The organism is Rosenbergiella australiborealis (assembly GCF_018494035.1).
GTDB lineage: Bacteria > Pseudomonadota > Gammaproteobacteria > Enterobacterales > Enterobacteriaceae > Rosenbergiella > Rosenbergiella australiborealis.
In genome coordinates this window covers 30,003-43,456 of record NZ_JABBFO010000009.1, presented here as the reverse complement: position 1 = coordinate 43,456, position 13,454 = coordinate 30,003, and the positions used below count along the sequence as shown (strand labels likewise).

13 protein-coding genes are annotated in these 13,454 nt (G+C 46.8%); 4 read left to right on the top strand and 9 right to left on the bottom strand.

Annotated elements, in window-relative coordinates; genetic code table 11:
• Nucleotides 1-5 precede the first annotated feature (5 nt).
• From recG to gmk, 5 genes are read right to left on the bottom strand one after another with little or no spacing between them, the layout of a single operon-like run.
• The gene (gene recG / locus HGT73_RS10340) at nucleotides 6-2,084 is read right to left on the bottom strand and encodes an ATP-dependent DNA helicase RecG (RefSeq protein WP_214214692.1); all 2,079 of its coding nucleotides are present in this window, start codon (nucleotides 2,082-2,084) and stop codon (nucleotides 6-8) included.
• Complete coding sequence (trmH, locus tag HGT73_RS10335; RefSeq protein WP_214214512.1) at nucleotides 2,081-2,776, bottom strand: tRNA (guanosine(18)-2'-O)-methyltransferase TrmH; 696 nt, start codon at nucleotides 2,774-2,776, stop codon at nucleotides 2,081-2,083. Before trmH ends, recG begins: the two co-directional genes overlap by 4 nt.
• Nucleotides 2,777-2,780: 4 nt before the next feature.
• The gene (spoT, locus tag HGT73_RS10330; RefSeq protein WP_214214510.1) at nucleotides 2,781-4,898 is read right to left on the bottom strand and encodes a bifunctional GTP diphosphokinase/guanosine-3',5'-bis pyrophosphate 3'-pyrophosphohydrolase; all 2,118 of its coding nucleotides are present in this window, start codon (nucleotides 4,896-4,898) and stop codon (nucleotides 2,781-2,783) included.
• A gap of 21 nt (nucleotides 4,899-4,919) precedes the next feature.
• Nucleotides 4,920-5,195 (bottom strand): DNA-directed RNA polymerase subunit omega, encoded by a 276-nt coding sequence (gene rpoZ / locus HGT73_RS10325; RefSeq protein ID WP_214214508.1) that lies wholly within the window; start codon nucleotides 5,193-5,195, stop codon nucleotides 4,920-4,922.
• Between the two features lie 53 nt (nucleotides 5,196-5,248).
• On the bottom strand, nucleotides 5,249-5,872 hold the full coding sequence (gene gmk / locus HGT73_RS10320; RefSeq protein ID WP_214214506.1) for a guanylate kinase: 624 nt from the start codon (nucleotides 5,870-5,872) through the stop codon (nucleotides 5,249-5,251).
• Between the two features lie 305 nt (nucleotides 5,873-6,177).
• On the opposite strand from gmk, the gene HGT73_RS10315 reads away from it, so the two are divergent.
• The 4 genes from HGT73_RS10315 to HGT73_RS10300 all read left to right on the top strand — a co-directional run bounded on the left by HGT73_RS10315 (nucleotide 6,178) and on the right by HGT73_RS10300 (nucleotide 10,172).
• Entirely contained in the window at nucleotides 6,178-7,110 is a 933-nt protein-coding gene (locus HGT73_RS10315) for an omptin family outer membrane protease (RefSeq protein WP_214214504.1), read from the top strand.
• A gap of 170 nt (nucleotides 7,111-7,280) precedes the next feature.
• Nucleotides 7,281-8,243 (top strand): 6-phosphofructokinase, encoded by a 963-nt coding sequence (pfkA, locus tag HGT73_RS10310; RefSeq protein ID WP_214214690.1) that lies wholly within the window; start codon nucleotides 7,281-7,283, stop codon nucleotides 8,241-8,243.
• Nucleotides 8,244-8,348: 105 nt separating this feature from the next.
• Nucleotides 8,349-9,338: a sulfate ABC transporter substrate-binding protein gene (locus tag HGT73_RS10305; protein ID WP_214214502.1), complete on the top strand. Its 990-nt coding sequence runs from the start codon at nucleotides 8,349-8,351 to the stop codon at nucleotides 9,336-9,338.
• Between the two features lie 66 nt (nucleotides 9,339-9,404).
• Nucleotides 9,405-10,172: a CDP-diacylglycerol diphosphatase gene (locus HGT73_RS10300; RefSeq protein WP_214214500.1), complete on the top strand. Its 768-nt coding sequence runs from the start codon at nucleotides 9,405-9,407 to the stop codon at nucleotides 10,170-10,172.
• A gap of 19 nt (nucleotides 10,173-10,191) precedes the next feature.
• On the opposite strand, the gene tpiA is transcribed toward HGT73_RS10300, so the two are convergent.
• From tpiA to glpX, 4 genes are all read right to left on the bottom strand, one after another.
• A complete protein-coding gene (tpiA, locus tag HGT73_RS10295; protein ID WP_214214498.1) occupies nucleotides 10,192-10,956 on the bottom strand; it encodes a triose-phosphate isomerase in 765 nt (254 codons plus the stop codon).
• 116 nt (nucleotides 10,957-11,072) lie between these two features.
• Nucleotides 11,073-11,660 carry a DUF1454 family protein gene (locus HGT73_RS10290; RefSeq protein WP_214214496.1) on the bottom strand — a complete coding sequence of 196 codons (588 nt, stop codon included), beginning with the start codon at nucleotides 11,658-11,660 and terminating at the stop codon, nucleotides 11,073-11,075.
• Nucleotides 11,661-11,668: 8 nt separating this feature from the next.
• A complete protein-coding gene (gene fpr, locus HGT73_RS10285; RefSeq protein WP_214214494.1) occupies nucleotides 11,669-12,415 on the bottom strand; it encodes a ferredoxin--NADP(+) reductase in 747 nt (248 codons plus the stop codon).
• Between the two features lie 27 nt (nucleotides 12,416-12,442).
• Nucleotides 12,443-13,423, bottom strand: coding sequence for a class II fructose-bisphosphatase (gene glpX / locus HGT73_RS10280; RefSeq protein WP_214214492.1), 981 nt, complete (start codon nucleotides 13,421-13,423; stop codon nucleotides 12,443-12,445).
• Nucleotides 13,424-13,454: the final 31 nt, after the last annotated feature.

Here is a 13,454-nt window from a genome sequence, read left to right as displayed (position 1 = left end):
AGATGTTAAACGTTACTGAACAGTGTTTTAGCAGGAAGCCAACGTTCAATCAGCGCTTGAGCTTGTTGCGGATAATGTTGGTGAACATGTTTAGCAATACGTTGAATATCTGGGATTAGGCGTTGGTCACGCAGTAAATCAACGACCTTAAATTCAGCATTTCCAGTTTGCTTAGTTCCCAACAATTCCCCAGGGCCACGAATCTCAAGATCATGTTGAGCAATGATAAAACCATCATTGGTATCACGAAGAACCTGTAAGCGTTTTTGCGCAGTTTGACTTAATGGCGGCTTATAAAGCAGCACACAATGAGAAGCAACAGCTCCCCGCCCCACGCGACCTCGTAATTGGTGTAGTTGTGCTAAACCAAGGCGCTCAGCGTTATCAATGATCATCAAACTCGCATTCGGTACATCGACACCGACTTCGATGACCGTCGTGGCAATCAGCAATTGTAACTCGTGTTGTTTAAATTGCTGCATGACAAGCTGTTTCTCTGCGGGCTTCATTCTGCCATGGACTAAGCCTATCCGCATTGTGGGTAGCGCGTGTTGTAGTTCTACTAACGTATTCTCTGCGGCTTGTGCTTCAAGTTGCTCTGATTCTTCAATTAACGTACAGACCCAATAGGCCTGCCTTCCCTGTGCACAGGCCTTCTCAACACGTTCCACAATTTCACTACGTCGGGAATCGGGAATCGCGACAGTAGTGACCGGGGTTCGCCCAGGGGGGAGCTCATCGATTGTTGAAGTGTCTAAATCGGCATAAGCGGTCATGGCAAGCGTCCGCGGGATAGGTGTTGCTGTCATAATTAACTGATGGGGATGAAAGCCTTGTTGCTGCCCTTTTTCCCATAACGCTAATCGTTGGTGGACACCAAAGCGATGCTGTTCGTCAATAATTACCAAGGCTAAATGCTGAAACTGGATGTGCTCTTGAAAGAGCGCATGAGTGCCGACCACCATTTGCACTTCACCGCGCGCAATCTTTTCTTGCTCGGCAATCCGCGCTTTACCTTTTTGCTTTCCTGCTAACCAACCGACTTGAATACCAAGAGGCTCAAACCATACCCGGAAATTATGGGCATGTTGTTCTGCTAATAATTCAGTTGGAGCCATCATCACCACTTGCTGATCAGCCGCAATGACTTGCAATGCAGCCAGCGCGGCGACCAGTGTTTTCCCGGAGCCGACATCACCTTGTACTAGACGTAGCATGGGGTAGGGTTGGGTCAAATCTTGTTCAATTTCCTTTACGACACGCTGTTGCGCACCCGTTGGTTTAAACGGTAACTGTGATAATAGTTGATCGGTTAAGCGATGGTCGGGCTGAAAAGATAATGCGCGATATTGCTGTGCCCCAGCGCGCGCCGCTAACATACTCAGTTGGTGAGCTAATAACTCTTCCGTGATCAGCCTGACTTGAGCTGGATGGCGGCCCTGTTCTAAATCACCAAATTGTATTTCGGGAGGCGGCCGGTGGAGAAGCTGGAGTGCATCGGGAAGAGAAAGCATTCCACGCGATAATTCAGCAGGTAATAGTTCTTGAATCGGATTTTGCTGTAACAGGACTAACGCCTGGTCCGTTAAATTACGCAGTGTCGCTTGGCGAATCCCTTCCGTTGCCGGATAAACTGGTGTCAGGGTTTCTTGGAGAGCGACAGGGTGCTGTTCATCTTGCTGACGGTATTCGGGGTGAATAATTTCTGGACCGCGTGCTCCACGACGAATTTCGCCCCATGCCACAATTTTTTTTCCCACTGCGAGCCCATTCTTCATCCCCGCATTGAAATTGAAAAAACGGAGGGTGAGCGTTCCTGACCCATCGCTAATTTGGCAGACGAGCATGCGTCGTCGTCCAAAGGTAATTTCGCTATGAAGCACTTCGCCACAAACGGTAGTGTGAGAACCGGCTTGTAGGTCGTTGAGAGCAGTGAGATGTGTACGATCTTCATAGCGTAGTGGTAGGTGAAGAAGGAGGTCTTGGAGTGTATGCAAGCCGATTTTCGCTAATTTTTCTGCCTGGCTGGCACCGACACCTGTTAGCGTAGTAAGCGGAATAGCATCAAGCAGGCGACCTTTCATCGTTTTCTTGTCGCTTGCATACTGTCCCACCATGCTTGTTCAGCATGAATCTTACCATCTTGGTCGATATGGGGGTAAGGTAAACCTTTGTGTTTGGCTACCCGCGCGAGCGTCGGGAAGCCACCTTCAAATAAGAGGCGTTGTTGCTCTGCATGCTCGATATCGCTGTAGGAACGTTGATATAAACCAGCGATGTGCCGCTGACGCTGGGCTTCATAAAGAATAAGCGCAGAGGCGACCGAGACATTTAGCGATTGCACCATGCCTAACATTGGGATAACGATATGATGATCGGCAAGAGATAGTGCTGTATCACTGATCCCTGTTTTTTCTTGCCCCATAAGAATACACGTTGGCTTGGTATAGTCTATATCGCGAAAATCAATAGCATTTGGGCTTAAGTGAGTAGCAAGAATTTGCATATTCAGCGATTTTAACTGATCAACGGCTCGCTCAATCGAGTCGTGAGTATGAACGTTGACCCAGTTGTTACTGCCAGCCGAGGAGGATGCGGCTGTACGCATACGGTCTTCTGGCCAAACCGCGTGAATATGATGAATACCCACCGCATCGGCAGTGCGTATAATGGCTGAAATATTGTGAGGCTTATGCACTTGCTCAAGACAAACCGTAAGGTCAGGCTGGCGGCGTGCCAGCATTTCCTGTATTCGAGTAAGGCGTTGCGTATTCATCAGGTCAATTTCGATTACGTTGGACTTTTATGACATCTGACATTACGCGCAATTTACGCATAATATTCGCTAAATGGACACGATCGTGAACGGTGAGTCGCAAATAAGCAGTATAGACACGGCCATCGCGTTCTTCGGTATTTAGGCTCTGGATATTGGAGCGTTCTTGATTGATCGCTGCCGTTAAGTTAGCCAATACACCTTGGTGGTTAAACATATCCACTTTCAATTCGGCAATAAAATCTTGTTCCGTGTGGGTGTCCCACTCGACCGGCATAAATTTCTCGGCGTCTTTACTCACGCCACGTATATTGCGACATGATTCATGGTGAATCACCAATCCTTTTCCGGGACTAATATGTGCCAGGATCGGATCACCAGGGATGGGACGGCAACACTTCGCAAAGGTAAGTAATACCCCTTCAGCCCCTTTGATTGGTAGCTTATGGCGTTTTGATGTACCGGTTGGCGTTGTGTCCTGAGCCTCAGGTTGTGGTAGCAAGTTTTTTGCCACAACAACACTCATCGCATTGCCTAACCCAATTTCAGCCAGTAGATCGTCGAAACTGGCGAGTTTCATTCTTTCCAGTTCGTGCTGGATATTCTCTTGGGGAACGTCAGCTAATTTTTTACTACCACCTAGCGCGTGGCTGAGTAATCGACGGCCCAGTAATACGGAGTCTTCACGTTTTAGGTTTTTCAACAGCTGGCGAATTTTCGCGCGTGCTTTAGAACTGACAACAAAATTTAGCCATGCCGCATTAGGACGAGCACCGGGAGCCGTAATAATTTCGATGGTTTGTCCACTGGTCAACGGCTGCGATAACGGATAGGGTTGTCGGTCGACTCTTGCTCCAACACAGGCATGTCCGATGTCGGTATGGACGGCATAAGCAAAATCCACAGGCGTTGCTTCTGCCGGGAGTTCGACGATGCGTCCTTCCGGGGTGAAAACATAGATTTCATCCGGGAATAGATCGGATTTTACACTTTCGATAAATTCAAAGGAGTTACCCGAACTTTGTTGGAGCTCGATTAAGCTCTGTAACCAACGCTGGGCACGAAGCTGCGCGGTTGTAACACTTTCACCTTGTTGCTTGTAAGCCCAGTGTGCAGCCACACCCATTTCTGCCATCTGATCCATATCTTCGGTACGGATCTGAACTTCGACGGGCACACCATGCGGGCCAATCATCGACGTGTGTAGAGATTGATAGCCGTTCGCCTTGGGGATAGCGATGTAGTCTTTCATCCGTCCAGGACGTGGCTTGAATAAGCTATGCATCTGGCCTAAAACACGATAGCAAGTGTCAATATCCTTGACGATGACCCGAAATGCGTAAATATCCATAATGGAATGGAAACGCTGCTCTTTCAGATGCATTTTGCGATAAATCGAGTACAGGTGTTTTTCACGTCCGCTGACCCGACAAGGGATCCCTGCCTCTTGTAGACGCCCTTCGATTTCACTCAAAATACGTTGGATCATCTCTTTGCGGTTCCCTCTAGCCGCTTTGACCACCTCTTTGATGACCCGGTAACGGTTAGGATACAGGGCTTCAAAGCCTAATTCTTCTAACTCTGTCTTTAGGTGGTGAATACCTAAGCGGTGGGCAAGGGGGCTATATATTTCGAGGGTTTCTAAGGCAATACGTCGGCGTTTATCGGTACGTAACGCGCCGAGGGTACGCATATTATGCGTGCGGTCAGCCAGTTTTATCAGGATCACGCGGATATCTTGCACCATCGCCATGATCATTTTGCGAAAGTTTTCTGCTTGGGCCTCTTTTTTATCCTGGAATTTTAACTTATCCAGTTTAGAGACGCCTTCCACTAACTCGGCAACGCTTTCACCAAATAGCTGCTCTATCTCTTGATAGGTAACGGATGTGTCTTCTATCACGTCGTGAAGCAGGGCAGCCATGAGGGTCTCATGATCCATTTGCATTCTTGCAAGAATACAGGCTACCGCTACTGGGTGAGTGATATAAGGCTCGCCACTTGAACGTGTTTGTCCTTCGTGAGCATCACGCGCGATGAGGTAAGCCTGCTTGAGTCGCAGAATATGCTCTTCAGGCAGGTACTTTTCGATCAGTTGGTTAAGGCTTTCAAACAGATACAAGGGCTACCTTCACAATATGAATTAACGACGGCCTTCGGCGATAGCATTGACAGCTTGTAGTTCAGCGGCTTCTTGCTCGTGCTGGTCTTGGCGCTCACGCACATCTAAAATAGAGTTAGTGATTAAACCTTCTTCGATTTCGCGCAGTGCGATTACCGTTGGCTTATCATTTTCTTCAGGAACCAGCGCATCTTTACCACCGACTTGTAATTGACGTGCGCGACGGGCAGCGACTAATACTAAGTCAAAACGGTTGCCCACTTGTTCTACTGCATCTTGTACGGTTACGCGTGCCATATAGGTATTACTCCACTGATCTGGTATGAATAAGGCATGATACTGAAGCGAATTCAGTCTGCCAATAATTTGCTAATAAGAGCGCTATGTCGAGATTTTTGACGATGCATTCGCAAACGTTCTGCGCGGATAATCGTTTTTAAATCCGACAGCGCGAGATCAAAATCGTCATTAACGATCAAATAATCGTATTCGGCATAATGGCTCATTTCATCAACCGCTTTGGCCATTCTCGACGCAATGACGTCACTATCATCTTGACCACGCCCACGCAATCGACGATCAAGTTCGTCTTGTGAAGGCGGCAGAATAAAGATACTCCGCGCGCTCGGCATATGTTGACGAACTTGTTGAGCTCCCTGCCAGTCAATATCTAAGAAAACATCAACGCCCGTCGCAAGCACTTGTTCGATGGCATGGCGCGAGGTGCCGTAATAGTTCCCAAACACTTCCGCATGTTCAAAAAAAGCATTATCGGCGATCATCGCGATAAATTCTTCTTTTGTCACGAAATGATAATGTTCACCGTGCACTTCGCCGGGACGAATGTTGCGCGTGGTGTGTGAGATAGAAACCTGAGTATCGTACAGCGGCTGAGTCTTCAGCAGCGCGTGGATCAAACTCGATTTACCCGCACCACTGGGAGCGGAAACAATAAATAATGTACCTTGGGCCATAGTCTTCTTGGATTAGATAAAGAGCGGGGACAATATCGAAGGCATTATACACAGCCTTTGCCAATGAAGCAGTATTTTGTCTAAAAAGCACAGAAAAAGTACGTATTTTAAACAGAGTAAACGTTTATTCTGTCGGTAATACAGGTAGTACAGGGGGATAACGTATGGGGAAGCTGCCAGTGAGGGCGTTGAGAGGTGTGATCAATCAAGCTAAATATTAATTAAACACTTCAATGAAAGATCTTGAGAAAAATCTCTCCAAATGTATGAATATAAAAGATTATATCAACAAGGATGAGATAATAATGCGTAAAATAATATCGGTAGTTATAGGTGTATTAGGGAGCGGCTTTCTTTGTGGTGCGTATGCCAGCGACAGTCGGGCTTTTAATGAGGGGAATACCACGGTTGATCTTGGCCTCGGCACCTTAAGTGGTCAGACTAAAGAGCGTGTCTATGATCCCAGTAGCGGGCATAAAGATAGTCAACTTAATTGGCGTTTTAAAAATGCTGCAATAATCAAGGGTGGGGTAGAGTGGCAAGTGCTACCTCAGATTTCTCTTGGCGCTTCAGGTTGGGCAACACTCGGTAAGCGTGGAGGGGTGATGAACGACTATGATTGGGAAGATGAAAACCAATCGAGTTGGACGTCAAAGAGTTACCATCCGAGCACTGAGCTAAATCGTGCGAATCAGTTCGATCTTAATATGAAGTATTGGTTTCTCAACGATGATGGCACACGTCTAGGGGCAATGCTCGGTTATCAGCAAACCCGTTATCGTTTTAGCGCCTATGGGGGAGATTACAATTATAATAACGGTCAATATGTGGGGGAGTTGCCGAGTGATTTACTTGCAATTACCTACCGACAAACGTTCAAAACACCTTATTTAGGGCTATTGGCGAACTATCGTTACCAACGCTGGGAAGTTGGAGGGAGCCTAAAATACAGTGCTTGGGGTAAAGCCTCTGATCTTGATGAGCACTATCTCACGGATACGACCTTTGTTTCTAAAATTGATAAGCAGACCTTCTATTCTCTTTCATTAAGTGCCGGTTATTACCTCACGGAAAATGCGAAGCTGTATCTCGAAGGAGTATGGAGTCGTAACCTGAATAAAAAGGGATGGAGTCGCTATGATGATCGGGATGTCGGTATTCAAGATGCTGCGTATAATAGCGCAGGGATTGAAAATTATTCGTTAATGGGTAGTGTTGGGTTACGTTATACCTTTTAATTACTCAGTACTACCACTACCTATCATGTGTCTGTGAGTTTCGATGAGCTATATCAACTCTAGTCATGGTGTATGGTATATTATTGTCCGCGACCTCAATGCACAATATAGTCATTGAGGTCAATTGTCGTATTGCCTTACTTCCTTTTATCCATCATTCTGGGGTTGCTATGATCAAAAAAATCGGTGTATTGACCAGTGGGGGAGATGCCCCAGGTATGAACGCAGCTATTCGTGGTGTCGTTCGTGCAGGCCTTGCTGAAGGATTAGAATTGTATGGTATTTACGACGGTTATTTGGGGTTATATGAAGACCGGATGGTGAGTTTAGATCGCTACAGCGTATCAGATGTCATTAATCGGGGGGGAACTTTCCTAGGATCAGCCCGCTTCCCTGAGTTTAAAGAAGAGGCGATTCGTCAAATTGCGATTGAGAATATGCGCAAGCGTGGTCTGGATGCCTTGGTCGTTATTGGTGGAGATGGGTCTTACATGGGCGCAAAACGCCTGACTGAAATGGGCTTTCCTTGTATCGGACTTCCCGGCACGATTGATAATGATGTTGCGGGTACCGATTATACGATTGGTTATCAAACTGCGCTTGAAACGGTTGTCGAGGCGATAGATCGCTTACGCGACACCTCCTCTTCACACCAACGTATTTCTATCGTCGAAGTTATGGGACGGCATTGCGGTGATTTAACGCTCTCCGCTGCTATTGCAGGTGGATGTGAATTTGTCGTTCTCCCTGAAACGCCTTATACCCGTGAAGAGCTCGTCAGTGAAATTCGTGCTGGGCTTCAAAAAGGGAAAAAACACGCGATCGTTGCAATCACTGAATTGATTTGTGACTGTGCAGAACTTGCTCGCTATATCGAGAAAGAGACGGGAAGAGAGACGCGCGCCACGGTTTTGGGCCATATTCAACGTGGCGGTGCACCTTGTGCGTTTGACCGTATTCTTGCCTCAAGAATGGGTGCGTATGCGGTCGATTTATTACTGCAAGGGTTTGGCGGACGTTGTGTTGGTGTACAAAATGATCGAATGGTACATCACGACATCATTGATGCTATTGAGAATATGCGTAGGCCTTTCCGTGGGGATCTGATGGCAACCGCTAAGCGTCTTTATTAGCCGTAAAATGTTATATGCTTTTGAGATATAAAAATTCACTTTTTATTCTTTAAGTTCTGAAACATCTCATGTCACTCTAGCTGTCATTAACGACAAGGGGTGACTATGAACAAATGGCAAATCGGAATTGGACTGCTGATGGTATCTGCTAGTGTGCTGGCGAAAGATTATCAGTTGTTGAATGTATCTTATGACCCAACGAGAGAGTTCTACGAGCAATATGATAAAGCTTTCTCCGCTTACTATAAGCAGCAAACCGGTGATAATGTCGTTGTTAGGCAGTCGCATGGTGGTTCCGGTAAGCAAGCAACGTCAGTCATCAACGGTATTCGTGCGGATGTAGTGACTTTAGCGTTACAATCCGATATTGATGCCATTGCGCAACGCGGTCGTATTGATAAGCAGTGGCAAGCTCGATTACCGGATAACTCCGCGCCTTACACCTCAACTATCGTCTTCCTCGTGCGTAAAGGAAACCCGAAAGGTATTCACGACTGGAGCGATCTCATTAAGCCGGGCGTTAATGTTATTACGCCGAATCCAAAGACGTCGGGTGGTGCTCGTTGGAACTATCTCGCGGCATGGGGATATGCGCTTGATGCTCATCACGGTGATCCTAAGCAGGCAGAGGCCTTTGTCAGGGCTCTATATAAAAATGTTCAAGTTCAAGACTCTGGTGCCCGTGGGGCCACTAATACGTTTGTTGAACGAGGTATTGGTGATGTGCTGATCGCTTGGGAAAATGAAGCCTACTTGGCGGTGAATAAGCTGAAAAAAGATCAGTTTGAAATTATTACTCCCAAAGAGTCTATTCTGGCTGAGCCGACGGTAGCGGTAGTTGATAAAGTGGTGGATGAAAGAGGAACCCGCACGGTAGCGGAAGCCTATTTGAAATATCTTTATTCGCCAGAAGGACAGCAGATTATTGCACAAAATTATTATCGTCCTCGGGATCCAGCCGTAGAGAAACAATACGCCTCAGTGTTTAAACCTCTACATTTGTTTACGGTCGATGAAAAATTTGGTGGCTGGGCTAACGCTCAAAAAATTCACTTCAGCGATGGCGGTACATACGATCAAATTATGAAGCCATAGTTTTTCGCTGACATTTCGCTGAGAAGTCGTACACTGGGTACATTTCTTCTCGGCGGAATTGTTATCGTGCGTTCAGGATGTTTAAAAAAAATAGTCGTAACAACCAGTCTGCTTGCCGTATTGGTCGTGGCTTTCTTTGCCTACCGCTTCCACGCGCATAGCGATGTGCTGTGGCGAATCGTTTCACAGCAGTGTATTCCTCACCAGAGACAATCCCAACAGCCCGAACCCTGTCAGCATGTCGACCTTGCCCAAGGTTATGCGCTATTAAAAGATAATGTTGGTATTGCCCAATATTTACTCATCCCCACCGATAAAATATCCGGTGTTGAAAGCCCGGCACTTCTCCAACCCCAGACCCCTAACTATTTTTATCTTGCTTGGCAGCAATTGCCTCAATTGAATGAGAGACTGGGTCGACTCGTACCTCCTACTGACTTAGCGCTTGCGATCAATGGAAAATGGGGAAGAAGTCAAAACCAATTACATATTCACCTATCCTGCTTACGTGGTGATGTACAGCAACAGTTAAACGACTATCAAACAGTTATCACGTCGAAGTGGCAAACCTTGCCTTTGCTAAATCATCAATATTGGGTACGTTCTTTGTCGCTGGAACAGCTTCAGGCTGAATCACTGTTTCGGCAGATTTATGCTGATTTTCCAAATATCGATCCAAAGAGTGGCCAAGTCGGTATTGCTTTAACACAATTGGCGGATGGGCGATTAGTCGTCATGGTTTTGAGGACGGATTGGCTAAAAGGCGTTTTAGGTTCAGCGGAAGAGCTGCAAGATCATCAGTGTCGAGTGGTCTTTGATAAATATCGCAGCTAGGCTGCGATATTTGACAAGGTTAGGCTTTGGCCGCTGCTGCTGCTTTGACGATAACACTAAATGCATCTGCTTTTAGCGATGCACCACCCACTAAGGCGCCATCGATATCTGGCTGGCCGAAGAGTTCAGCTGCATTTTTGTCATTGACCGACCCGCCGTACTGAATAATGACTTGCTGAGCAACGTCACTATTCTGTTTAGCGATATGTTCACGAATAAACTTATGGACAGCCTGCGCTTGTGCAGGGGTTGCTGATTTACCTGTACCAATCGCCCACACTGGCTCATAGGCGATGACGGCATCTTTAAAGGCATCAACGCCTTGAGCTGTAATAACGGCATCAATTTGGCGCGCGCAGACTTCTTCGGTTTTACCCGCTTCATTTTCTGCTTCGGTTTCACCGATACATAGCACAGGGATCAAGCCTTGTTGCTTCATAATCGCGAATTTTTTGGCAACCAGCTCATCACTTTCATGATGGTAAGTACGACGTTCTGAGTGACCCAGAATGACGTAGCGCACACCGATATCTTTCAACATTTCTGCTGAGGTTTCACCCGTAAACGCTCCTGAGAGATTGACGTCGATATTTTGCGCGCCAACTCCGATTTCACTGCCTTCGACGGCGGCCACCGCTTGGGTAAGATAAAGGGCGGGTGGAGCAATAACGACTTTACACCCTTGTACATCAGCGAGAGCGTCACGCAGGCCATTAATTAAGTCCGCAGTAAGTTGCTGACTGCCGTTAAGTTTCCAATTACCCATTACTAATGGATGTCGCATGCTTTCCTCCGCATTACGCGCTTAAGTAAAATGCTAGTACGTATGTGTAATAGCGTCTCTGTTTACTATAAAGGGGGATAAACCACTTGGCTTGCTTAGGATCACAAACCAGTGGATCATTTTATATCGTTAAGCACTAATTTAACTGGTTCTGCAGCAAAGGTCATACCCCCTTCACCCTTATCGGATAAAATATATCGCACAGCCCCTTCATTCGATAGCGTATAGGCTTTTCCTTTGCCCACCGTCAACAGTTGCTCAAGATGCTCATGGCTCTGTTTTAGCGTCAACTGGGGAGAAAAAAATTGAATCATATCGATGATGTAGTTCATGGCTTGTTGGCGAGATGGCATAGCTTGATTTCCCGGAACGGGTAACCACGTAATTTGTATCGATTTAATTTTTCCTGTGCCAATCTCAAGAGCCGTAGAGGCATAAAGAGTTTCGCTAATTTTTGTCGCAGCGATGGTGACGACTTTTTGTACCGGGCCACTTTTTAGTGCCCGAAATTCTTGCAGTGGCGTCGAGGGAAATTGCTGGCTAAATTGTTGGCGAAATTGGGTGATGGTTAGTTCAAATGTTGGGGCATCCGGTAATAAATAGGGTGCTGTCGTAGGTAAAGGCACGGATACGGGATGCGCCGTGGCTGAATCAGTAAGTCCATCGACTACCATAATCAGGAGAAAGAGGGCGACGTATCTCATGCGTGACCTTACCAATAATGCTCGCTAGTGATGTGACCAGGTTTTCTTCGTAAGTGTTTACGAAGACCCCGTTTTTCTTTCAAATACTTTTGAGTTTCTCGTACCATTTCAGGGTTACCGCAGATCATCAGATGACTGTTTTCTTCTGAGATCTGTGTATTCACTGCAGCCTCTAACGATCCATCATCCAGTAATGCTGGCACACGACCTCTCAAACTACCTTCTGCATCTTCACGGCTGACGACGGTTTGTACACGTAGCTTATTGCCATAGCGCAGCTTAAGTTGCTCGAAGAGAGGGAGGTAGCTTAAGTCGGCGGCATAACGGGTAGCATGAACGAGGATAATCGTCTCAAATCTCTCGAGATCTTCACCTTGTTGTAAAATAGAGAGGTAGGGGCCAATTGCCGTCCCCGTGGCAATCATCCATAACTCTTTTGCTTCAGGAATTTCTTCTAAAACAAAATATCCGGCTGCTTCTTCAGTCACTAATACTTCATCCCCTGGTTGTAACGACAGTAGTGCGGGGCTTAAATGTCCATCAGGGACATGAACAAGGTAAAATTCAAGGGGGGTTTGCGAAGGTGCGTTCACATAAGAGTATGCCCGTTGAACTGTCTCGCCTTCCAGAGTTAGGCTGAGTTTAGCAAATTGTCCAGCCGTAAACGGTGCGATAGGTGCATCGACAATTAAACTAAAAAGTGTGTCAGTCCAGGCTTTAACCTCAATAATTTTTCCTGTACACCATACAGCCATGATTATCTCCAATAAATTTTTCTGTCGTTAGGGGGTCAACCTATGCGTTGTTTTCAGCCACTGCGTGGTCCGTTGTTGACCATCAATGACGAGACTATGGACGGTTATTGATGATCCAGAGACTTCGATACCTTCCAGTAAATCCCCCCCAGTAATTCCGGTTGCACAAAATAGAACATTATCGTTTTTAGCGAGATCGTCCAATTGCAGTACGTTTCCTAGGGTCAGTCCCATTGCTTTGCAACGCCCTATTTCTGCAATACTGGCATGCTGGTGTTCTGGGCTAGCGCCTTTTACTTGTTCGCGCGTCAGTAACCGAGCTTGCATATCGCCACCCAATGCTCGAATGGCTGCGGCAGAAATTACGCCTTCCGGTGCCCCTCCAATACCATACATAACATCAATCGGTTGGGCCGGAAAGCATGTCAATAAGGAGGCAGAGACATCACCATCAGGGAAGGTAAACACACGTACACCAAGTTTATACAGGTCGGAAATGATCGGCGCATGGCGCGGTTTATCCAATATAGAAACTGTTAGCGCTGAGAGCGGTTTTTGTAATGCCTGACTGATAAGATGAAGGTTCTCTTCAAGGGACAGATGCAGATCGATAACGCCTTTTGCTTGAGGGCCAACAATCAGCTTTTCCATATACATGTCTGGTGCATGGAGGAGCGTCCCAGCCTCGGCCACTGCCATAACAGAGAGGGCATTCGTTTGTCCGCAAGCGGTCATTCTTGTCCCTTCAATCGGGTCAACAGCGATATCGATCTGTACACCGTCGGATTGCCCCACTTTCTCGCCAATGTAGAGCATGGGAGCTTCGTCGATTTCACCTTCGCCAATAACAATGGTGCCGTCGATAGACATTGTATTGAGCTGTCGGCGCATCGCATCAACAGCGGCACCGTCGGCGAGATTTTTATCGCCCCGACCTAACCACTGGAAACCAGCAATAGCTGCTGCTTCGGTAACGCGGTAAAAGGGATGTGTGAGAGTGTGTTTCATACTGAATTATTGGGTTAGTCAGAGAAAACAG